Source organism: Streptomyces bullii, assembly GCF_042657145.1.
In the GTDB taxonomy this organism is placed as follows: domain Bacteria; phylum Actinomycetota; class Actinomycetes; order Streptomycetales; family Streptomycetaceae; genus Streptomyces; species Streptomyces bullii.
In genome coordinates this window covers 182,230-202,517 of record NZ_JBHSNY010000001.1, presented here as the reverse complement: position 1 = coordinate 202,517, position 20,288 = coordinate 182,230, and the positions used below count along the sequence as shown (strand labels likewise).

At 71.8% G+C, this 20,288-nt stretch carries 20 protein-coding genes and 1 pseudogene; 8 read left to right on the top strand and 13 right to left on the bottom strand.

Annotation, left to right across the window (positions count from 1 at the left end; genetic code table 11):
• The first annotated feature begins 6 nt into the window (after positions 1-6).
• From ACFPZJ_RS00965 to ACFPZJ_RS00945, 5 genes are read left to right on the top strand one after another with little or no spacing between them, the layout of a single operon-like run.
• Positions 7-1,017, top strand: coding sequence for an N-6 DNA methylase (locus ACFPZJ_RS00965; RefSeq protein ID WP_215170640.1), 1,011 nt, complete (start codon positions 7-9; stop codon positions 1,015-1,017).
• Positions 1,014-1,541, top strand: coding sequence for a hypothetical protein (locus tag ACFPZJ_RS00960; protein WP_215170638.1), 528 nt, complete (start codon positions 1,014-1,016; stop codon positions 1,539-1,541). Before ACFPZJ_RS00965 ends, ACFPZJ_RS00960 begins: the two co-directional genes overlap by 4 nt.
• Positions 1,538-3,187: a DUF4192 family protein gene (locus ACFPZJ_RS00955; protein ID WP_381015840.1), complete on the top strand. Its 1,650-nt coding sequence runs from the start codon at positions 1,538-1,540 to the stop codon at positions 3,185-3,187. The genes ACFPZJ_RS00960 and ACFPZJ_RS00955 overlap by 4 nt, the downstream gene beginning before the upstream one ends.
• A 53-nt stretch (positions 3,188-3,240) precedes the next feature.
• On the top strand, positions 3,241-3,822 hold the full coding sequence (locus tag ACFPZJ_RS00950; RefSeq protein WP_215170634.1) for a DUF6349 family protein: 582 nt from the start codon (positions 3,241-3,243) through the stop codon (positions 3,820-3,822).
• Complete coding sequence (locus ACFPZJ_RS00945) at positions 3,819-4,346, top strand: hypothetical protein (protein ID WP_381015838.1); 528 nt, start codon at positions 3,819-3,821, stop codon at positions 4,344-4,346. Before ACFPZJ_RS00950 ends, ACFPZJ_RS00945 begins: the two co-directional genes overlap by 4 nt.
• Positions 4,347-4,470: 124 nt before the next feature.
• On the opposite strand, the gene ACFPZJ_RS00940 is transcribed toward ACFPZJ_RS00945, so the two are convergent.
• The 3 genes and pseudogenes from ACFPZJ_RS00940 to ACFPZJ_RS00930 all read right to left on the bottom strand — a co-directional run.
• Positions 4,471-5,952 (bottom strand): hypothetical protein, encoded by a 1,482-nt coding sequence (locus ACFPZJ_RS00940; RefSeq protein WP_215170631.1) that lies wholly within the window; start codon positions 5,950-5,952, stop codon positions 4,471-4,473.
• 668 nt (positions 5,953-6,620) lie between these two features.
• On the bottom strand, positions 6,621-6,917 hold the full coding sequence (locus tag ACFPZJ_RS00935) for a Txe/YoeB family addiction module toxin (RefSeq protein ID WP_381015835.1): 297 nt from the start codon (positions 6,915-6,917) through the stop codon (positions 6,621-6,623).
• Between the two features lie 204 nt (positions 6,918-7,121).
• Positions 7,122-7,265, bottom strand: a pseudogene (locus ACFPZJ_RS00930) (PIN domain nuclease); the annotation flags it as partial.
• Between the two features lie 152 nt (positions 7,266-7,417).
• On the opposite strand from ACFPZJ_RS00930, the gene ACFPZJ_RS00925 reads away from it, so the two are divergent.
• Entirely contained in the window at positions 7,418-8,251 is an 834-nt protein-coding gene (locus ACFPZJ_RS00925) for a TIGR04222 domain-containing membrane protein (RefSeq protein WP_381015833.1), read from the top strand.
• 206 nt (positions 8,252-8,457) lie between these two features.
• Here ACFPZJ_RS00925 and ACFPZJ_RS00920 read toward each other — a convergent pair whose 3' ends face one another.
• From ACFPZJ_RS00920 to ACFPZJ_RS00890, 7 genes are all read right to left on the bottom strand, one after another.
• On the bottom strand, positions 8,458-9,816 hold the full coding sequence (locus ACFPZJ_RS00920) for a diacylglycerol/lipid kinase family protein (protein ID WP_381015829.1): 1,359 nt from the start codon (positions 9,814-9,816) through the stop codon (positions 8,458-8,460).
• A gap of 175 nt (positions 9,817-9,991) precedes the next feature.
• Complete coding sequence (locus ACFPZJ_RS00915; RefSeq protein ID WP_381015826.1) at positions 9,992-10,153, bottom strand: hypothetical protein; 162 nt, start codon at positions 10,151-10,153, stop codon at positions 9,992-9,994.
• A 31-nt stretch (positions 10,154-10,184) separates the two neighbouring features.
• Positions 10,185-11,078, bottom strand: a complete 894-nt coding sequence (locus tag ACFPZJ_RS00910) for a cytochrome c oxidase assembly protein (RefSeq protein WP_381015823.1) — start codon at positions 11,076-11,078, stop codon at positions 10,185-10,187.
• Positions 11,075-11,551, bottom strand: a complete 477-nt coding sequence (locus tag ACFPZJ_RS00905) for a DUF2243 domain-containing protein (RefSeq protein WP_381015821.1) — start codon at positions 11,549-11,551, stop codon at positions 11,075-11,077. Before ACFPZJ_RS00905 ends, ACFPZJ_RS00910 begins: the two co-directional genes overlap by 4 nt.
• A complete protein-coding gene (locus ACFPZJ_RS00900; RefSeq protein WP_381015818.1) occupies positions 11,548-12,117 on the bottom strand; it encodes a hemerythrin domain-containing protein in 570 nt (189 codons plus the stop codon). Before ACFPZJ_RS00900 ends, ACFPZJ_RS00905 begins: the two co-directional genes overlap by 4 nt.
• A gap of 1 nt (position 12,118) precedes the next feature.
• Positions 12,119-13,318 (bottom strand): hypothetical protein, encoded by a 1,200-nt coding sequence (locus tag ACFPZJ_RS00895; RefSeq protein ID WP_381015815.1) that lies wholly within the window; start codon positions 13,316-13,318, stop codon positions 12,119-12,121.
• A 268-nt stretch (positions 13,319-13,586) separates the two neighbouring features.
• A complete protein-coding gene (locus tag ACFPZJ_RS00890; RefSeq protein ID WP_381015813.1) occupies positions 13,587-14,282 on the bottom strand; it encodes an ANTAR domain-containing protein in 696 nt (231 codons plus the stop codon).
• Positions 14,283-14,521: 239 nt separating this feature from the next.
• On the opposite strand from ACFPZJ_RS00890, the gene ACFPZJ_RS00885 reads away from it, so the two are divergent.
• Together ACFPZJ_RS00885 and ACFPZJ_RS00880 are read left to right on the top strand one after the other, a co-directional pair.
• A complete protein-coding gene (locus ACFPZJ_RS00885) occupies positions 14,522-14,869 on the top strand; it encodes an STAS domain-containing protein (RefSeq protein WP_381015810.1) in 348 nt (115 codons plus the stop codon).
• Entirely contained in the window at positions 14,869-15,819 is a 951-nt protein-coding gene (locus tag ACFPZJ_RS00880; RefSeq protein ID WP_381015807.1) for an anti-sigma factor RsbA family regulatory protein, read from the top strand. The genes ACFPZJ_RS00885 and ACFPZJ_RS00880 overlap by 1 nt, the downstream gene beginning before the upstream one ends.
• A 200-nt stretch (positions 15,820-16,019) precedes the next feature.
• Here the strand turns inward: ACFPZJ_RS00880 and ACFPZJ_RS00875 are convergent, their stop codons facing one another.
• The 3 genes from ACFPZJ_RS00875 to ACFPZJ_RS00865 all read right to left on the bottom strand — a co-directional run bounded on the left by ACFPZJ_RS00875 (position 16,020) and on the right by ACFPZJ_RS00865 (position 19,970).
• Entirely contained in the window at positions 16,020-17,057 is a 1,038-nt protein-coding gene (locus tag ACFPZJ_RS00875; RefSeq protein ID WP_381015805.1) for a rod shape-determining protein, read from the bottom strand.
• Positions 17,058-17,197: 140 nt separating this feature from the next.
• Entirely contained in the window at positions 17,198-18,532 is a 1,335-nt protein-coding gene (locus tag ACFPZJ_RS00870; protein ID WP_381015802.1) for a carboxyl transferase domain-containing protein, read from the bottom strand.
• On the bottom strand, positions 18,525-19,970 hold the full coding sequence (locus ACFPZJ_RS00865) for an acyl-CoA synthetase (RefSeq protein WP_381015798.1): 1,446 nt from the start codon (positions 19,968-19,970) through the stop codon (positions 18,525-18,527). The genes ACFPZJ_RS00870 and ACFPZJ_RS00865 overlap by 8 nt, the downstream gene beginning before the upstream one ends.
• Positions 19,971-20,288 lie beyond the last annotated feature (318 nt).

The window sequence follows — 20,288 nt, the reverse complement described above, 5'->3', positions numbered from 1 at the left end:
GCCGTCATGTCCGACGACTTCTTGCCCCGCGCGGCAGCCCCGGCCACCGCCGCGCGGCCCGCGCCGTCGTGGGCGAAGAAGCCCCCGCCCCAGTCCAAAGCCCGCCCCACCGGCAAGATCACCGCCTGGCGCTACGCCGCCCCGCGCGACCCGCACGAGCACGCCCGCAAGATCGCGGAGAACGTCCTCGAAGCCTGGTACCAGTCCTTCGGCGGCAGCAGCATCGACGTCCCCCTCGGCACCGTCGCCGGGCTCTCCCTGCTGCGCAACGTCCCCGGCCTGGCGGACTGGGTGCTCAACCTCCAGCCCGAACAACTCCCGCAGCTCCTCAAGGAGATCTACCTCGGCCACTGGATCAAGCGCCCCGACCTGATCAACCGCGCCATACGCCTCCACGACTGGGCCTGGAACCCCAACCCCGACAAGCAGCAGCTCCGCGCCGTCCACGCCGTCACCCGCGCCGCCATCAACACCGGCCTGATGGACCTCACCGGCCACGACGACCCCTGGCAACGCTCCGAAGCCGACGTCCTCAGCCCCCTGCTCACCGGCCTCCGCCACAAGAGCGACAAGAAGTGGCGCGGCGAGTACCACACGCCGGCGTGCATCACCGACCTGATGGCCAACATGACCGTGGACAAGGACTTCGCCAAGCCAGGCATGTCCTTCCGCGAACCCGCCGTCGGCTCCGGCACGATGTTCCGCTCCGTCGCCCAACGCCTGCGCGACCTCGGCCTCAACCCGCACGACTTCCACTGGTACGGCAACGACATCGACGCGCTGTCCGCCGGGTGCGCCGCCGTCAACGCGATCATCTGGGACCTCGGCCCGCGCTGCCTCATCGGCTGCGCCGACTCCCTCGCACCGGACGACGACTACGCCAAGACCCGCGCCGAAGCCAAAGAAGCCTTCGAGCAGCGCGACCGGTACATGGAGACCGCCAGCACGATCGTCGCCTGGCGCCGCGCCTTCGACCTGGTCGACCAGCTCATGCCCAGCAAAGAGAACGCCGCGTGACGGAACCCGACCCCTTCGACCGACCCGGCACCACCCCCACGCCGCGCCGCCGACGCCCGGCCTTCGCCGGACCGCGCGACGAGATCGACCTGCCGCCTCTCGACCAGCTCGCCCCCACCCTCGACCCGCCGTGGAGCAAGGAGGACACCGACACCCCCGACCGCACCGCCGCCTACCAGCACCCCGACGGACACCGCATCGGCCTACGCGTCCAATCCCGCGGCCTCGCCATCCAGACCTGGATCACCGCAGGCCCCGAACTGCCGCCGATCCCCGACGGCACCGACATCGAGCAAGCCGAAGCACAAGCCGCCAACGACGCCCGGCTCCAGCCCGGCCGCACCTGGCACGCCGTCCTGACCACCCGCACCAGCAAAGCCCTGGCCGCCGACCTCGCCGCGCTCGTCCGCGAACGACTGCTCCCCGCCCTCACGAACAAGCCACGCGGCATGCCCGCCCCCGCGCAGCCCGCCCGTATCGGGCAGCCCGACACCGCATCGCAGAAGGAAGGAACCCAGAAGTGAGCACGCCCGACAACACGGTGCAGGTCACCAGCCTGCCCAACCTCGCCCAGATCCTGCCGTACCTCCTCGGCCACTACCCGGACGACAGCATCGCCCTCCACGCCCCCGGCCCGAACTTCCACGACGGGCCGACCATGACGTGCCCCCTCCCCGACGACAGCGCCGAGTGGCAGGCCACCGCCGAGCACGCTGCCCGCCAGTTCGTGGCCTACGCCCACGACCGCGGCCATGACCTCGCTGAGGGCGTCATCATCTACCTCTGCCGCGAACCGCGCCCCGGCCAGAGCCCCGGGGAGACCGCCGCGCTCCTCGCCCCCGTCGGCACCTGGCTCACGAACGAGTTCGTGGAGCACCGCGCCAACGTCCTCCAGACGATCGGCCTCGTCGCGAACCGGTGGTGGGCTTACGAGTGCGACGTCGACGGGTGCTGCGAGGGCGACCCGCTCCCGTCGCCCGACGACCCCACCAGCGTCGCCGTGCAGATGGCCCGCCTCGGCCGCGCTCCCGGCCCTCGCACCCGCGACATCATCAAGGAGTTCCGGGCGGCCACGGCGGACCCTGCGTTCCTCATGGACCTGCACACCGCCGCCGACTACTTCAACTCGCGGTGCGCGACCACCGCCGGACGCGACGCCACGCTCGCGTTGACGCTGGAGCAGATCGACGCCGCCATGAGCCGGTTCCGTGACGGGGCGACCGCCCTCACCCGCGCCATGACCACGCAGCTCATCGTCGGCCTTCAGGACGCCGCCGCCCTGGAGGCCGGCATGGCGCACGCTGAGGACAGCGACCTTCCCCACGCCCGACGCTTGTGGGCCTACCTCGCACGGCACTGCGCCGAACCGTTCAGGCAGGAGGCCGTGCCCGTCCTGACGCTGTTCGCGTTCGTCGCCTGGCGGCAAGGCGACCTCATCGCCGCCCGGCTCGCCCTGCGCGACGCCATCACCACCGACCCCGAGTACGAGCTGGCCACCGGCATACACCTCGGCACGATCGACGGCGAAGACCCCCGAGACTGGCTCGCCTCCGCCCGCGAGGGCCACGCCCATCGCCTGACGCACCTCCAGCACGCCGTCGAGGTCGCCAGCGAGTACCGCCCTACCACCGACAACACCGCGGTGCGCTTCCGCGAAGCACTCGACGCAGCCACCAGCCACCACTACGACCAGGTCCTCGGCGCAGACGAACGACTCCTCGCCCGCTACGGCACCATCGACATCGTCAACGGAGCCTTGGCCGACTTCCGCAGCGGCCGTCGCGAGCTCTCGGACGAGATCGCCGCCCGCATCATCCTCGGCCTACAAGATCTCCACGCGAGGGACGTCGCCCTGTCCACCGGCGAGGAGAGCGACCTTCCCTACGAGCGGCAACTGTGGGGCTACCTCGCCCGGCGCTGCGTCCCGCCGCACACCGGTAAGGCGCCGCCGCTCCTCACCCTCCTCGGCTGGGTCGCCTGGCGGCAGGGCGACACCGTCACCGCCAGCCACGCCTTTGCCGAAGCCGTCGACATCTACCCCGGCTACACGATGGCCAAGCTGCTGCTCGACGGCATCCGCAACGAGTGCGATCCAGCCCGGCTCCTTGCGATGTACCGCGACGCGGCGGCGGAGTTCGCCGCCAGCCGACCGGACCTCGACACCCTCTGACCGACACGGTGGCCCCGGCAACCGCCGGGGCCACCCCGCTCCGGAGAGCACCCATGACCACACCTGACGAACGCCGTGGCGCCATCGCACGCCACACCGACTACCTGCCCCACTACCGCGACAAGAACAGCAACAGCCGCGACCGCTGGCGCATCGCCTGGGGACACCCCGGCTTCACCCATCACACGCCGCCCGAACCGACCACCGACCATCAGCCCACCGTCCTCGTCCGCAACTGGGGCCGCCTCGCCCCAGACGGATCCGGCGACATCTGGACCTACCTCCACCGAGGCGCGTGCCTCGGCTGCACCTGGGAAGGCCCCGACCGCCGACGAACCGACCAAGCCGTCGAAGACGCCCACGACCACACCCACGAGGGATGGCGCGACCTCCCGGCACTCCCCGAACGCCGAGGCCGGCACTGGACCACTCACGCCACGCACCTGTACCCGAAGGGCTGGTTCGACACAGGCGGGCCCGTGCGCACCATCCGCACAGGAATCGAGAAACGGCACCTGCCCGGCAAAGCGCCTGGAGGCGGCTACGACCTCGCCGTACAACCACCAAGGACGGAGCATCGGACAGCGATCACCGAAACGCTGCTCCTGGGGTACAACGAGAGCGAGGCTGCGTGAGCGACCCCAAGTCCGTCACGTGGCTCCGCCCCGAGTACAAGGGACGCGAAGATGAACTGATAAACCTCGCCGCCGGAGCAGCCCTCGTCGGCGTCACTCGCTCCACCGTCAGCAACTGGGCCAAGCGCCACGCAACCTTCCCGGAGATCGTCTTGCTGACGGGTATCGGCGACAGGCGCGTTAAGTACATCCCCCGCGACGAGTTCCTGGCCTTCGCTCACGCACAGATGAACAAGGGACGCACGCCAGCCCGTAGACCGGCAGCCCGCCGGCCCACGACACTTCTGAGATCAGACGAGATTGCTTACTCCGAACGGCAGATAACCAGGCTCACTGAGCTGGAGGCACGTCAAGCAAAGGCCCTCGCGCGCACCCGAGAGGCACTGAGGAAGCACCGCGAACGTCTTAGGCAGGCTCGGCAGGCGCTCGCTGCAGAGATCGCTGCGGTGCACCACCTCGAACAAACGGAAGACGCATCAGGCGTGGACTCCGCAACACCAGGGGGAGGAAACATCCCGGAGTGACCTCGCAACGAGGCTGCTCACCGCAGGCAGGGCCGCGCTCTCGCGTGGAGACGGCGCGGCCCTGTCGCACGGTCAGGTGTTCGGCTGACGATGCTCGCACTACACAGGCGAGGCACGCCTCCCCTCAGAAAGTGCTCCAAGCCGATGCGTGCGCTTCCGGACCGTACGGACTCCACCCGTTGAGGTGCGGCTTGAGATCTTCAGGCTCGAACGCCAGCCCCGACGGCATGGTCGGTAGTTGTGTCAGCGGGTCGAGGGTCTCCGCGTAGTCGCGTGCCCACCGCAACCAGGCACGAGCCGATTCGACGTCCTCGTCCGCCGCTACATTGATCCTGCGCTCCAAAGCGTCGCAGTACTGGCGGAGCGCGTGCGCATCCTGCCACTGCCTCGCCTGCTCACGGAGAATCGTTGCGAAGCAAGCCTGAGCAGCCTTCTCTCTGGCGGTAGCCATGGCCGCTTCCCAACGGATGCGGCGCTCTTCCTTCGCACGTTCCTCATCCAGCTTCCTCTGCTGCTCCTCGACCGCGCGAGTCTCCAGTTCCCGGAGCACGATCCCGAGGACGTCCTCGAGTTTCGACCGCTTGCGGTCGCCCCAGTGGTGCTGCCTCTTGGACCGGCTGTACCCGATGTCCAGAGCGAGCTGCTGAGAGCGATCTGGATCGGCAGACTGGGGAAACTCCTGCTTGATAGTGACGCAGCTTGTGAAGCCGTCGATAACGATCTCCAGCACTCCTTCCCGGCAACTCGCGGGGAAGTACCGGCCGTTGTAATAGTGCGCTGAACGGTGGTCACGCTCAGGGACCCGCTGCTCGCGTACTTTGTATCCCCGGCGTTCCGCCTCTGCTGCGAGCCCTTGCAGCAGCAGCAAAGCACGGCGACGCAGAGAGGGCGGCATAAGAAGCCGGCGCTCGCTGTCTCGCAAGGCCGCCACGACGCGGTGCGGCGAGCGCAACTGCGCGGGGACTGAAACCCGCGGGTTCTCCTCTGGGGACCTCCGCCCAGAGTTAGCATGTGGGCCGTCCACCAACGAGATTTGCAGGTCACGGCCCGCGTTCCACAGTCGCTGCTTCTCGATGCGTTTGCCTGCCGGCGCGAGTTTGTGCCGCTTGGCGAAGTCGATGACACGTCGCCACTCGGTGATCTCATCCTCGTCAGGCTCTGATATGACCACATGGCGCTCGGCGACCAATCGCTCCACGAGCTTGGTCGCTTTTGCGCGGCGTGCTACGGGGATAGGCCTTTCGCTGTACGGCGTTGGCTGCTTCTTATGGGTGGTCGCCGGCTTGCTCCCATGAGCTGTCGCCGTTGTCGTGGAGCCGCGGACCCTGCCCTTCTCCACGGTCACCGGCGCCTTCGACTCACCAGCAGCAGTGCGCCCGCGTGCCGGATGCTCCGGATGATGACCGTGCTGCAAGTAGAACCGCCCTGCCTCGGTAACCTCCGCCCGCCAGCCTCCACCCCGGCGGCTCACCGTCACGAGACCTCGATCGCGCAGCGCATAGGTTGACCGCCGCATGCCCGGATCCTGGGCGCCGGGATCCTCGCCGGCAGCCAATTTCCTGAGGAGCGTGAGTTGTCGATCGTTCAACGCTTTCCAGCGGTACATGCGACAAGTTCACAAGGAAAACAAGGCGGGCCACAAGTGGCCGTCGATCCCCTCGACCAGGGTTGTCAGCAGGCAGCCGGGCGAACATGCTCGCCCCGCTCGGGGCCGACATCGGTACTCTTGTCCCCAGACGGCTGACCAGTAGAAACGCCGTATGGCTCCACCCCCGGGCGAAGGGGGCGGGGTCCTCTCCGTCTGTATGGCACTCCGCTGCGTGAGAGTTCGAGGCCTCGACTTCCCCCACGCTCAACCTGCATCGATCCAGCAGATATCCCCATGCGCCTCCTCTGGGAAGGCTCTCGGGGACCGCCAGGGGACACGCAGGGGACGGAAGGACCCGGAAGGATCAGGAAGGCCGGCGCAGAACCCGAACGGCAAAGCGCCTCTGACCTGCGCTTATAGGAAAGATGGGGTAAGGGCCGGGACGGATCGGAAGATCAGAAAAGGACTCATAATCCGTCGGCCGTGGGTTCGAGTCCCACCCGCCCCACCACTCGCAGGTCAGAGATGCGTTCTGACCGGCGCAAACGTTTCTCCAGGTGGCCGGATTCGGGGCTCTGGGGCGACGGATTCCACTCCGTTGGCCGTTACTGCGGTGAGTTGTGGAGACCGGGGTCGGGCTCGGCGTCATGCGCGCTTCGGGACCGGTGCAGGTTCTTCGGGTCGTGTCAGTAGTGGTATCGAGCCTGGACGATGATCAGCTCGTCGTCGGTCGGCTTGTACGCGAGTCGGTGCGTGTCGTCGATTCTCCGAAACCAGTAGCCCGACAGGTCGCCCTTCAGGGGCTCCGGCTTGCCGATGCCCTTGAAGGGATCGCGCATGGTGTCGTCGATCAGCTTGCTGATGCGTTTGACCACCTTGCGGTCGTTCTCGGCCCAGTAGGTGTAGTCCTCCCAGGCGTGGGTCGTGAACGAGAGCTTCACGCACGCTCCGCATCGGGGTCGATCAGCTCGCGTGATTGCCATCGTGCGCTGGGGACCGAGGACGCGTTCACTGTGTACCTTGCACGTCTGCGGGCGGAGCTGAAACGCAGGCGGAAGCTGATGAGCATCCTCGACCGGTGCGGGCTGTGAGGGCGGGCCGGCCCGGCGCCTGCTCACTGTGTGTGGAACGGCGTCTGTCAGTCCTGAGGCGCATCGGCCCCTTGAGACCGATGAGCCCCTGGCCGGTCAGTCCCTGAGATCGATCATCCGTACCGGCTGTCCGGCCGCATGGGCGATCGCCTCGAGGTCGCGGTCGTAGTGGAGCAGTGTCAGCCCCGCCTCTTCCGCGGCAGCGGCGACGAGCAGGTCGATGGGGCCGGCGCTGCGATGAGGGCGCCAGGGCCGGCGGCCACGGCCGGATGCCGGGCCTTCACGGTCTTGCGGCACGTGGTACGGCAGCAGGCGTCCGCCCTGTTCCCACCTCGATTGGCACGCCGTGCGCGGGGGTATTCCCCGCGTGTGCCGAGAGGCTCCGCCGCTGGATGCCGAGGGGGAAGACCGTGGTGTGGTTCGGGGTGCTCGCCGTGCTGTGCCTTCTGGTCAGTGCGGCCGCCGTGCGTTTCCGCCGGGCCCATCGGCGCGTCATCCGCGCACCGGTCACCCCGCGCCCGCAGCACGAGGAACTGAGCCTGTACGAGTTGGCGTTCCTCCACGGACAGGGCTGGCGGGTCGCGCTCACGGCCCTGTCCGCCATGATGCTCGGCGGACGGCTGACCGCGTACGGCAAGGAGGTCACCATCACGGACCCCGTCCCACGTGACGAGGTGGAGGCCGACGTCATCAAGGTCATCGGCCTGGGACCGCGTTGGGGCGTGTGGGACCGCATGCGCCGGCTCAGCGAGAGCGAGAGCGTCGACGCCATCGGCGACCGTATGGCCGGACAAGGGCTGGTGGGCAGCCCCAGCCGTTGCCGCGCCGCCGACGAGGCCTTCGTCCATCTGAACGTCTGGCTGTGGTGCACCGTCGCCTTCGCCCTGGTCGCCGCCGTGTTCGCCGCTTCGGGCGACCGTGCGGCCCTGATCGCCCTCGCCGCCGCCGTGCCTGTGCTGGCCGGTGGTTTCCTCCTCCAGCGGCACTCCGAGAAGTGGGATCCCGGCGTGACCGAGGCGGGACGCCGGGTCATGGCCCCGGGCCGGAACGGTGACGGTGACCGCTTGGTGCCGCGCACGAACGACGAGCTGTCCTTGTACGACGTCAGATGCCTCCAAAGAGTCGTGTACGAGGGGGTGTTGACCGGGTCTTTGAGCAAGCTCCATCACGCTCTGATCGCTCCCTCGGCAACGTGGGACGACCCGCCGGGCCTCGGCGGTCTGTAGAGGGCGCTCCGCCCGGCTGTCGCTGTGCCGTCAGGTGTCAGTCGCCACTGCCACAGCCACAACCGTCGCCGCCACCGTCACACCCGCAGCCAGCCTCGCGGACCAGAGGGATCTCGCCTGGGGTACGTACGCCACACCAGAGCCCACTCTCCCAACGCGACGTGGCGGACGGGCAGGTAGGCGATGTCCGGCGGGCAGGGCCGTTCTCACCAGGGCCGGCCGTACGTGCCGCGGGGTGCCGCCGTGCGGCCCACCGTCGCCGCCAGTTTGCGCAGGCGGCGCCAGTCCAGGCGGGGCCGGGGCGGGGTGACGCCCGGGCGCTTGCGCGGGACCCGGACGCGCAGGGCCGACGGCGCGATGCGGCAGTGGACGGGTGTGGGGAGGACCAGAGCCTCGCCGTCGACGCCGGCCTCGATCTGGGCGCGGTCCGCCTCGATGACGACCTCACGGGCCGTCAGGATGGTCAGGCCGTCCGGCTGGGGGTCCAGGAGGAGGGCCGCGGCCTCCGTCGCGCTGTCCACGCGGACGCCGAGGACACCCAGCGCCCCGGAGTCGAGGCGTTCACGCCGACCGAAGCCGAAGGGATCGTCGGTGCGGTACGGGTTGTTGCTGACCAGCACGGCCTGCGGATCGGTGAGGACCGCCTCCCCGGCCCGGGCGGTGAGCCGGGGGCCCTGCTGGCGGGTGAGCAGGTCGGGCAGCAGGTCGAGGCTGGTGCCGATCTTGTCACCGCGGTACGCGGGAGACTGCACGATCGCCGCGTACGCGCCGAAGGAGGCGTTGTTGACGAAGGGGTGGCCGCCGGCGAAGCCCAGGTCGACGCGGAGCTCCACGCCGTCGGTGAGGGCGTCGAGGCCGGCGGCGGGGTCCTCGCGGTCGAGGCCGAGGTCCATCGCGAAGTGGTTGCGGGTGCCGGCGCTGATGACCAGGAACGGTACGTCGTGCTCGGCGGCGACGGCCGCGACCAGTGCCTGGGTGCCGTCGCCGCCGGCCACCCCCAGCAGGTCCGCGCCGTCCGCGACGGCGGCCCGGGCCAGGGCGCCGACGTCCTGTGGCTGTTCGGGGTCCAGCAGGAGCACACGCGCGCCGAGCTGTTCGGCTCGTTCCTTCAGGCCGAAGCGCGTCACCTTCCCGCCGCCCGAGCGCGGATTCATGATCAGGAACGGGCGCTGCGGCGGCGGCGTACGGCGCTCCCGTACCAGCACCTGACGGCTGCCGGTGCCGCGCAGGGCATAGCGGCCGCTCCACACGGCCACCGCCCACAGCGCCACCGACAGCAGCAGCCCCCAGAAGAGGGTGGCGGCGAACAGGGCGACGACGGCGGCGGGCACCGCCACGGCCAGGACGGCCGCCGCCCAGCGTTCCGGGCCGCGCAGGGTCAGCGTCCACCACACCGCGGCCGCGCTGAGGCCCAGGCCCGCCGCCCCGGCCATCAGCAGCAGCACACCGCCCATGCCGCCGTACGCCAGGGGCACGAGCACCGCGAGCCCGGCGGCGGCCAGCGCCGCTCTGGCCGCCCACCGCTGCCTGCGGTACTCCTGCCTGTCCCACCAGTCCACGGCCATGCTTCCTCCAGTCGCCGCGGTCATCGTAGGGGTGGCGCGTGAAAAGGCGGCCGGTGCGGGCGCCGGGGAGGTGAACAGGAGGCCGGTGGCCTGGTCGGTCCGTGCAGCAAGACAGGCCCGACGCGGCCACCGGCGTGTGCGGGGTGTGTGCCGTCTGTCCGTGGGGAAGGGCGGCTCAGCTCCCGGGAGTGTCCGTGTCCTCGTCCGGGGCGGCCGTCTCGTCGCGGTCGCCCTCGGCCTGGGACGGCGTCGGATGCGGAGGGGAAGGGTGGTGGGCCCTGTTCTTCGGGTCGTCCTCGGGTTCGCCCTCGGCCTGCGACGGGATCTGCTCGCTCATCGTGGTGCCTCCTGCTCGCGGGACCGGTTGCTCATCGTGGTGCCGTGCGCCGCGGCTCCTGGCGACGGGGGCCGGTCGGCGGTCCGCCGGGGAGCGGCCGTGTGATCCGCCCCGCCGGCGTGACACCGGGTACCCCGCCGGGTGCCGTGACATCGCGGGCGGGCCGGACCGGCGTCCGCCGGGCCGGGCTCCGCCCCTGCGCCCGGTACCACTGGCCCGCCAGCAGCACGGCCAGGGCGATCTCGACGGCGTCTCCGCCGTAGTACATGAGCTGGGACGCGGAGTGCAGGTCCGCCGGTGCGTACCGCAGGCCGGGCGGGCCCGTCGCCCACAGGCTCTTGGCGAGCACGGCGTGGGCCGCCGCGGCGGCCAGCAGGGTGCCCGCGCGGAGTGCGAGGCCCGGCCGGTGGCGCACCGGGTCCAGGGTCAGCAGGGCGAAGGTGAACAGCGTGCCGGCGGCGAAGAGGTGCACGTACAGCAGCGGGCTGTGGTGCACGGCGGGCGGCAGCGGAGCGCGGTACAGCAGCCACAGGCCGCCGATGTCGACGGCCGCGGCGACCGGGGGGAAGACCAGGGCCGTGGCGATCCGTGACCGTGTCACCGCCACCAGCGCGCGCCGGCCCGGCAGGGGCAGGGCGCGCAGGGCCAGTGTCACCGGGCGGGCCAGGACGACCGGCAGCGGGGCCGCCATGCCGGCCGTGAGATGGGCGGCCGTGTGGGCGGTGAACGGCGGCAGCCAGGTCTCCCACGGCACGGCGAACGCGGCGACGAGCGTGCCGCCGCCCAGCCAGAAGGAGACGTCCCGCGCCCACGGCCACCGGTCGCCGCGCCGGCGCAGCCGGGCGGCGGCCGCCGTGTAGAGCAGGCAGCAGACGAGGACCAGGAGGGGGAGGGGAGCGGGGGCGGTGATGCCGTTGTGTGTCATCGGGCGTCGGTGTCCGTGCCGTGCGTGCCGTCCGTCCCCGTGCGCCGGGCCCTGCGCCACAGCAGCAGGCCCGCCGCCAGGAACAGGACGGCGATGACGTTCCACGTCCAGTCGTACGGCGCCGGATCGACCTGGTAGCGGATCTGGTGCAGGCGCAGCAGTTTGTGCTGGACCGTGCCGTCGTACAGCTGGAAGCCGCCGATGCCCAGGCACACCCCCGACCACCAGGCCGGGCGCAGCGGGCCGCCCCTGCGGCGCAGGTCCGCGTAGAGGAACAGGCCCGCCACCATCGCCAGCCAGCCGCCGGCGTGGAACAGGCCGTCGGAGACCAGTCCCACGTCCGGCGTGGATCTGTCGTAGAAGTGGTGCCAGTGCAGCAGCTGGTGGAAGACGGTCTCGTCGACGAACGCGGCGATACCGACCCCGGTCAGCGCGCCGCCGGCCGACGACCGCCCCCTGAGCCCTCTCGTCATCCGTCCTTGCCCAGGGCCTTGCGGACGGCGTCCCGCGTGCGGTCGACGAGTGCCGCGAGCGGGCCCAGAGCCAGGTTCTTGGTGGCGGACTCCGTGCCGGGATGCGGATGGGTCGGGGCCAGGGCCTCGGCCGCGCGCAGCGCCGTGGCCATGGACGCCAGGCGGGCCTTGTCCGCGTGGCGGCGGATGTGGATGAACTCGTAGCGTTCCTCGGCCCGGGCGTGGGCCATCACGTCCAGCCGCAGCGCCAGGAGACGGGGGAGGAACTTCGGGTCGTCGGGGTCCATGCCGTCCAGGCGGGACAGGACCTCCTTGGCCTCTCGTTCCTCGGTGAGGCGGGCGTCCACCACCTTCTCGCCGTCCGGTACGGAGGTGCGGGTGAAGGGGTGGATCACCTCCTCCTCGGCCGTCTCGTGCACGGCCAGCAGCCGCACCAGGCGGCGGAACGCGACACGCCGCTCGTCCCCATCGGTCCTCTCGACCTCGTCGAAGAGGTTGCGGATGTCGCCGTGCTGGCGCATGAGGAGAGCCACGACATCGGTGTCCGAGGCGGTGATGCCGGCCATGTCATTTCTCCCTGGAGGCTGTGTCGGGGTGCGGGCCTTCGGTCTCCACGCGGTACTCGCGGCCGAACATCTCCCGGTGCTGGGCCATCACGCGCTCGCTGGGCGGCTCCTCGCCGCCGTGGATCCGCTCCTGCAGCCGCTCGAACCGCTCGTGCGCGTCCCGGACGTAGCCGGTGCCCAGGGTCGTCAGGTCCATCTGGGTGTCGAGCAGGCCGCGGACGAACTGCTTGTTCTCCTCGAAGGTGAGGACGTTCGGCAGCTCGGGCGCGAGGATCTCCTGAGGCTCGCGGCCGTCGTGACGGCGCATCAGATCGCAGGCGATACGCAGGTGTTCGAGCTCCATGTTGAGGTGGAGCTCCCAGATGGCCCGCACCTTCGGGTCGGGCTCCTGCTCCATGAAGGAGTGGTAGAGGTAGCACTCGTTGTACTCGTGGTTCACGAGCTGCTCCCACCACGTCTCGCCGGGGTCGACGAGGGACTCGTAGTGGGTGACGTGCTCCTCCTCGATGAGGCCGATCTCCTGGTAGAGCTGACGCGCGATCGGCTCCATGTACTGGGGGCCGACGTTCATGTAGAAGTTCATGGTCTGCTGCTCCGCCGACAGGATGGTCAGCGCGTGCAGCTTGGACAGCGGGTTCACCGTCGAGCGGTCGTACGGCTCGCGGACGTTGTCGTGCGGGTGCCGGTGGTGGAACTTGGTCGGCCGGCCCGGCATCACCTCGGTGAGGCCGTCGACGATCGACTCCGCCTTGCGGTGTTCGATCATCTCGTACAGGTTGGCGTACCGGTACAGGTGGTCGAAGTCCTCCAGGACCCCGAACTCGTACGCCTGCCGCAGGTACGGGTCCGGCTCGTGGCGGGCGACCCAGCCGGTGAGGTCGACCGCGACCTGTTCGTAGGCGATGGTCGTCTCCAGGACGGAGGCGAGGCCGGGCAGCAGCCAGTTGACGGCCTTCTGCTGCTGGTGTTCGACGTACCGGACCTCGGCCAGCTGCCGCTTGACGTCCGGGTCGGGGCAGTGGCGGGCGAGCTGGTGGCTGAAGAGGATCGCCTCGACCTCGATGCCGTTCATCGTGATGATGCGGCAGCGGGTGTACGGGTCGGCGTGGTCGGGATCGATCGGCTCGACGTCCAGCTCGCGCCAGCTGCGCAGCTGGCGGTCCAGGGGGATGCCTTGGTGCTCTAGGGGGTTGAAGCCCATGGGGGGTCTCCTCGGCTGACGGCCGGAGCGGGCCGCGGCCGGGTACCCGTCGGGGTGAGCGACAAACGACGTGAGGCAGGGGGCTGTCGGACAGGGGACCGCGGTGGGGTACCCCCGTACGGGTATGCCTGTGGAGGTGCCTCCTGTCGCGGTGGACTCCCCGTGGCGGACTGGTGGGGGTGGACAGGTGGGGGCGGAGCGGCTGGCGGACTGGCTGGGGTGGCTTCGCCGCGGTGGACGGACAGGCCCCGCTCGGCGGGCGCCCGTCTCAGTGGCTGCGGCGTTCCAGTGCGCGGCGCAGGGCTGTGCGCAGTTCGGGGGGCGGGGCCGGGCCGTCGGCCTTGGCGCTGGCGGTGACCGCGGCGGCGACCGTGCGCAGTTTGGTGTTGGACAGCTGGGAGGCCTCCCGGAGGATGTGCCAGGCCTCGTCGGAGGTGCAGCCGTGGGTGGCCATGAGGATGCCGCGCGCCTGGTCGATGACCGGGCGGGAGGCGATCGCCTGGCGGAGCTGATCGACCTCCTCCTGGAGGAGGAGCAGCTGTTCCGCGCGTTCCAGTGCCACCGCCGAGGACGCCGGTTCCGGCGGCGGGCCGGGCCGCGGCGCGGGGAGGTGGGGCGTGGCACGCAGCGGGTCGGTGGTGTCCAGGCCGGCGAGCTCCAGGATCCGGCGCGGCTGGCCGTTCCAGTTGGTGGCCGTGACCGGCACCGACCGCCGGCGGGCGAAGTCGCCCAGGACGTCCAGGAACTGCAGTCCGGCCGTGTCCATGAAGTGCACGCCGCCCATGTCCAGGTCCACCCGGGCGGTGGTGGCGGGGAGCCCGGCCAGCGTCTCGGTCAGGGTGTCCGCGCAGCCGTGGACGAGTTCGCCCCGCGCGGTGAGCAGGGCCCGGTCCGCGTCCACGCGGCCATCGATGACCAGGGTGTTCAGCCTTCCTGTGAGGGGTGGGGGTGCCGCGGAGGTCATGTCACCGCCTTGTCGGTCCTCGTCGTCCTGATCGGTCGGCACTGCTCGGTGTGGCGGCGCGGTGCGTGTCCGCTCGACATGCCCCGTCCTCGCATGACGTCGGGCCGCGTCGCGTCGCCTCAACTCCGTGGGTGCTGAGATGCGCCTGCCCGCCGTTCGGCGCAGTACACACCGCGCGCGGGCATGGGCCTGTACCGTTCGGGTACATGCGGTGTGGCCCTGGAGCATCGGAGGCGGGCGTGGATACTGAGCACCAGGTGGTGCCTGGGCCCGCCCCGGCGGCACGCCTCACGGTGTCCCCGCTGAACGGGCGCAGCGGGGTCCGGGCGGCGGGGGAGGTCGGCTTGGCGACACGCGGGATATGGGAACGCGTGCTGGAAGGGGCGGTGCGCGAGGGTGAGGACGTGTACTGCCTGGAGCTGTCCGACGTGACGTTCGTCGATGTCGCCGGCGCCGACGCGCTCGCGGCCACGGCCGGACGGCTCCGGGACGGGCGGCGACTGGTGCTGCACCGGCCACCGCCGGCGCTGCGACGGGTGCTGGACGCGTTCTGGCCCGACCTTCCGGCGATCGAGGTGTCGATGTGATGAGTGCCGTGGCCGAGCCGTCCGGGTCCGTGGAGCCGTTCGTCCATCCCGCCCTGTTCTACCGGGACGAGGACGAGTACCTCGACGGCACCGTCTCCTTCGTGCGGGACGGGCTGAAGGCCGGCGAACCCGTGGCCGTCGCGGTGCCCGGGGAGAACCTCCGGCTGATCCGGGACGCGCTGGGCGACGACGCCGAGGGCGTGCGGCTGCTGGACATGCGGGAGGCCGGGCGCAACCCCGGGCGGATCATCCCCGGCGTACTCCGGTCCTTCGCCGACGCCCAGCCCGAGGGCCGCAGGGTACGGATCATCGGCGAACCCATCTGGGCCGGCCGCTCCGACACCGAGTACTCCGCCTGCGTCCAGCACGAGGCGCTGATCAACGCCGCCTTCCGGGGCCGCACGGTGACCATCCTGTGTCCCTATGACGCCCGGCGCCTGCCCGAGCAGGTCCTCGCCGACGCCCACGCCACCCACCCCGTCGTCATCCCCACCGGTTCCCGCGACGCGCAGGGCAGCGGCGCCTACGCCCCGGACGACGTCGTCGCCCGCTACAACCGGCCCCTCCCGCCCGTCCCGGACGCCCTGCTCTTTCCCTTCGACGCCGACAGCCTGTCCCAGGCCCGGCATGTCGCCACCGGCGAGGGTGCGCGGCTCGGGCTCGCGGGCGTCAAGCTGGAGGACCTGGCGATCGTCACGGCCGAGCTGACCACCAACAGCGTGGTGCACGGCGGAGGCTCGGGGACGCTGCGGGTGTGGGCCGAGGACGGGTACGTGCTGTGCGAGGTCCGCGACCGGGGCCGGCTCACGGACCCGCTGGCCGGGCGCCGTCCCGCACCTCGTGACCAGCGCGGCGGGCGCGGCCTGCTGCTGGTCAACCTGGTGGCGGACCTGGTGCGCCTGCACACCGGGGACGACGGGACGACGGTGCGGTGCTGGTTCGCCCGCTGACAGCGGGTGCCGTCCGTGCGTTGCCGGTTCGCCCGCTGAGCTGCGGACCTGCTGACCGGGTGAGAGCGGGGCGGTGTGCCGCGCGACCGGTTCGTCCGCCGAGGACGGGACGGAGCTGCCGCGCCGCCGGCCGACCCGCGGACAGGGGGCCGGTCGTGTCGCGCCGCCGGTCAGCCGCCGAGGCCGAGGCCCCGCCCGGGTCAGGTCGCCAGCGGATCCAGCACCAAGGGCTCGATCTTGCCCTCCAGCATGTAGCCCAGCCCCTGGACGGCGCACACGTCGGGCCGTTCGGCGATGTGCACCGGCATGCCGGTGGCCTGCCGCAGCATCTGGTCCAGGCCCGGCAGCAGGGCACTGCCGCCGACCATGATGATCCCGCGGTCGGCGAGGTCGGCGACCAGGTCGGGCGGGCAGTCCCGCAGCACCTTGCCGATGCCGTCCAGGACGGCGGTCAGCGGTGTCTGGATGGCGTTGCGCACGGCGGCGGTGTCGACCCGGACCGAGCGCGCGAGGCCGGTGGCGACGTCCCGCCCGTGGATCTCCGTCGACGCCGGGCCGTGCGGGCTGAGCCCGTTGCCGGCCAGGGCGATCTGCAACGGCCGTACGGACTGGCTGGGCAGCATCAGCTCGTGCTGGTGCCGCAGGTGCTGCACGATCGCGTGGTCCACGGCCTCGCCGCCCACCGGGATCCGCTCCGCGGTCACGATCGAGCCGAGGGAGAGCACGGCGACCTGGGTGGCCGCCGCCCCGCACACCATGATCATGGTGGCCTCGGCCCGTTCCACCGGCAGTCCGCAGCCGACGGCGGCGGCGATGAGGGTGTCGACTAGTTCCACCTTGCGGGCGCCGAGCCCGACGAGCGTCTCGATCGTGGCGCGCTGGGCCAGCGGGTCGGCGTCGTGCGGGGTGCAGGCGGCGGCGCGCAGGAAGGGCTTGCGGCGCAGGGCACGGCGCATCTTGTCACCGAGCAGCTGCCGCAGCATGCGCTGCGCCATCTCGATGTCGACGACGGTGCCGCCGGAGACCGGACGTACGACACGGATGTAGTCCGGTGTACGGCCCGTCATCTTCTCCGCGAACTCGCCGACCGCGATCAGCGCGCCGGTCCGGGTGTTGACGGCGGCGACGGACGGCTCGTCGACCGCGACGCCGGTGCCCTTGACGTAGACACGGGTGCGGGCCGCACCCAGGTCGACGGCGAAGTGACAGCGGCGCAACTGCTCCAGACTGTCGGTCACGGCGGATCCTCCCGAGTGCGCTGACCGTGGCCGTGCCGGGTGGCGGGCCTTACTCGCATCGTGCGGGCGGCGCGGCGGGGGCGCCTTTCCAAGGGGGCCGGGTGGGGTGCCGCTGTACGGGTGGATCCGGGCCCGCCCGTCTACCAGCCCACCGTGCCCCGCACCACCCCCAGCTCCACCAGATCCTGCGGCCGCACCCGCAGCCGGTCCGCCGTCGCCTCCACCTCCCGCGCCGGACGCTTGAGGATCGCGGCCGCGAGCTCCGGCGCGATCACCGAGAAGTAACTGTCCGGCGTGACCCAGGTGTTGCCCGGCGCGGCCAGCGCCAGTGCGCCGCCGGAGCCGCCCTCGCCGATCACGAGGGTGGTCACCGGTGTGCGGGCGCCGGCCACCGCGGCGAACAGGTCGGCGATCGCGGCGCCCGCGCCCTGCCGTTCCGCCTCCGCGTCGTTGGCCGCGCCCGGCGTGTCCACCAGGGTCAGCACGGGGATGCCGAGCCGGTCCGCGAGACGGATCAGGCGGGCCGCGGTGCGGTAGCCGGCCGGGTGGGTCGCCGTCCCGGTCTGGGCGGCGTACGCGACGGTACGGCCGTCCCGTTCGCCGAAACCGCAGAGCATGCCGTCGTCGGTGCCGCCGCAGCGGTCGCCGCTGATGGCCAGCCGGTCGGTGAAGTAGGCGTCCAGGTAGGCGGTGGCGCGCGGGCGCCGGGGTGAGCGGGCGCGCTGGACGGCGTCCCAGCCGGTGGCGGGCAGGTCGCGGGCGCCGAGCGGCTCGGGCGGCGTGGCGGGCTCGGCGGACGGCGAGGTCAGCAGCCGCAGCCACCGGCCCAGTGTGCGGCGCAGCTCCCCCGGTCGTACGACCGCGTCCGCCGCGCCCGCCGCCACCTGCGCCTCGGCCGTGTACGCCGCCGGGTCCGCGTCCGCCGGCCGCACCCGGGAGCCGGCGAAGCCGACCTGCGCGCCCGGCAGCGCCAGCGCCACGTCGGCGCCCGCGCCCAGGGTGGCCCAGCCGCCGCCGGTCGTCGGGTCGCGCAGGACGGCGATCTGCGGCAGGCCCGCCTCCCTCGTGAGCACCGACTGGCGGGCCACGCGCTGGAGTTGGGTCAGGGCGACCATGCCCTCCTGCATCCGGCTGCCGCCGGTGGCGACCAGCGCGACCACCGGCAGACGGTGCTCGCGCGCGTACGTGTACGCCGCTTCCAGCCGGTCGCCGGTGCGCGCGCCGAGCGAGCCGCCCAGGAAGCCGAACTCGAACGCGATCAGCACCGCGCGGGTGCCCTCGACCCGGGCGGTGCCGCAGACCACCGACTCCCGCTCGCCGGTGCGCTCCGCGGCGCGGGCGCGTGAGGCGTCGTAGCCCGGCCAGCGGAGCGGGCCGTCGGGCCCCGGCTCGCCGGGTGGGGCGGGGAGTTCGGTGAAGGCGGAGCCGTCGGCGACGAGGGCGACGGTCTCACGGGCGGAGCGCCGCTCAGTCATGGCTCAGCGCCCGCTTCATGATCTTCCCCATGTCGTTGCGGGGCAGCGCGTCGAGGTGGTGGACGACCCGCGGGCGCTTGTGCGGGGCGAGGCGACGGGCGACGTGGTCCGCCAACTCCTCCAGCGGCGGCGGGGCTTGGGGGTCCGCCGGGACGATCCACGCCACGATCCGCTCGCCGAGGTCGGGGTCCGGCTCCCCGGTGACGGCGGCCTCCCGCACTCCGGGGTGTTCGAGCAGCGCGTTCTCGATCTCGCCGGCCCCGATCTTGTACCCGCCGCTCTTGATCAGGTCGGTGGCCCTGCGGCCCACGATGCGCACGTACCCGTCGGGGTCGCGCACCGCCATGTCGCCCGTGCGGAACCAGCCGTCGGCGGTGAACGCGGCGGCCGTGGCGTCGGGCCGGTTGAGGTACTCGGTGAACAGGTTCGGCCCGCGCACCTGGATCTCGCCCACCGTCTCACCGTCGTACGACGCGACCGGCGACCCGTCGTCCTCCACGAGCCGCAGCCCGACCCCGGGCAGCGGCACGCCGACCGTGCCCGGCCGGGCCTCCCCGTCGGCCCGGACACTGGTGTTCATCAGCGTCTCCGTCATGCCGTACCGCTCGATCACCCGCCGCCCGGTCGCCGCCGCGATCCGCTCGTGGTCACGCACGGGCAGCGCGGCCGAGCCCGACACCAGCAGCCGCGCCCCGGTCAGCGCCTTGACCAGCTCCTGGTCGTCGGGCAGCGCCTCGGCGATCCGGTGGTACATCGTCGGCACGCCGAACAGCATGGTCGCGCCGGCGTTCAGCTCCCGGGCGACGCCCTCCGTGCTGAAGCGGCCGAGGTGCCGCACGCAGCCGCCGAGCCGCAGCGGCCCGAGCGTGCCCAGTACCAGCCCGTGCACATGGAACAGCGGCAGCCCGTGCACCAGGACGTCCTCGCCGGTCCACCGCCAGGCGTCGGCGAGCGCGTCCAGGGTCGCGGCGACGGCCCGGCGCGGGAGGACGGCACCCTTGGGCGGGCCGGTGGTGCCGGAGGTGTAGACGATCAGGGCCGGGTCGCCGTCCGAGGTGCGGTCCTCGGGGACGGCGCCGGTGCCGTGCGCGTCGACGTCGAGACGGGGCAGATCCCGTACGGGCGCGGGCAGTTCGGCGTCCGGCGCGGTCAGGACGAGCTCCGGTGCGCTGTCGGACAGGACGTGCCCGAGCTCCTTCTCGCCCGACCGGGGGTTGAGGGGGACGGCGGCCACCCCCGCCAGCAGCGCCGCCACGACGGCGACGGCGGTCTCCAGCGCGGGCGTCGCCCAGACGGCCACCCGGCGAGCCTCCCGGATCCGTCCGGCCGTCGCGCCGGCCGCGGCGGCGAGTTCTCCGTACGTCAGTGAGCGCTCGCCGAACCGCAGGGCGGGCCGTCCGGGCGGGCCGTCGGTCAGGGCCGGGAAGAGGGAGGACACGCGTCGTTCTCCTTGTCTGTCGCTCGCTGCTTCGGTTGTTCCGCGTCTGTCGCTGCTTCGGCTGTTCTGCCACAGGGCGGCCCACCCGAAGCCGGGCACGGCCGTCCCAGCCACACCGCCGCGGGACGACCGCCACCACGATCCCGCCGCAGACCGTGCGCCCGCCACCGTGCCGGCCGCTCTCCGGCCTCGCCGCGGTTCCCGCTCCCGATGCCGGGGCTTCACCGAAGGGGAACGTCGATCCGGTTGCCCCGGTCGCGGGGGACGCGGTTAGCCTGCGGGCGGATCATCCGTTCCTTCCGTACGACGATGGAGCCC

Bases quoted from the DNA above. Each gene is read 5' to 3' on its own strand.
- ACFPZJ_RS00965 (WP_215170640.1), top strand. From the start codon at position 7: ATGTCCGACGACTTCTTGCCCCGCGCGGCAGCCCCGGCCACCGCCGCG.
- ACFPZJ_RS00950 (WP_215170634.1), top strand. From the start codon at position 3,241: ATGACCACACCTGACGAACGCCGTGGCGCCATCGCACGCCACACCGAC.
- ACFPZJ_RS00940 (WP_215170631.1), bottom strand. From the start codon at position 5,952: ATGTACCGCTGGAAAGCGTTGAACGATCGACAACTCACGCTCCTCAGG.
- ACFPZJ_RS00935 (WP_381015835.1), bottom strand. From the start codon at position 6,917: ATGGCAATCACGCGAGCTGATCGACCCCGATGCGGAGCGTGCGTGAAG.
- ACFPZJ_RS00925 (WP_381015833.1), top strand. From the start codon at position 7,418: ATGCCGAGGGGGAAGACCGTGGTGTGGTTCGGGGTGCTCGCCGTGCTG.
- ACFPZJ_RS00920 (WP_381015829.1), bottom strand. From the start codon at position 9,816: ATGGCCGTGGACTGGTGGGACAGGCAGGAGTACCGCAGGCAGCGGTGG.
- ACFPZJ_RS00915 (WP_381015826.1), bottom strand. From the start codon at position 10,153: ATGAGCGAGCAGATCCCGTCGCAGGCCGAGGGCGAACCCGAGGACGAC.
- ACFPZJ_RS00910 (WP_381015823.1), bottom strand. From the start codon at position 11,078: ATGACACACAACGGCATCACCGCCCCCGCTCCCCTCCCCCTCCTGGTC.
- ACFPZJ_RS00905 (WP_381015821.1), bottom strand. From the start codon at position 11,551: ATGACGAGAGGGCTCAGGGGGCGGTCGTCGGCCGGCGGCGCGCTGACC.
- ACFPZJ_RS00900 (WP_381015818.1), bottom strand. From the start codon at position 12,117: ATGGCCGGCATCACCGCCTCGGACACCGATGTCGTGGCTCTCCTCATG.
- ACFPZJ_RS00895 (WP_381015815.1), bottom strand. From the start codon at position 13,318: ATGGGCTTCAACCCCCTAGAGCACCAAGGCATCCCCCTGGACCGCCAG.
- ACFPZJ_RS00890 (WP_381015813.1), bottom strand. From the start codon at position 14,282: ATGACCTCCGCGGCACCCCCACCCCTCACAGGAAGGCTGAACACCCTG.
- ACFPZJ_RS00880 (WP_381015807.1), top strand. From the start codon at position 14,869: ATGAGTGCCGTGGCCGAGCCGTCCGGGTCCGTGGAGCCGTTCGTCCAT.
- ACFPZJ_RS00870 (WP_381015802.1), bottom strand. From the start codon at position 18,532: ATGACTGAGCGGCGCTCCGCCCGTGAGACCGTCGCCCTCGTCGCCGAC.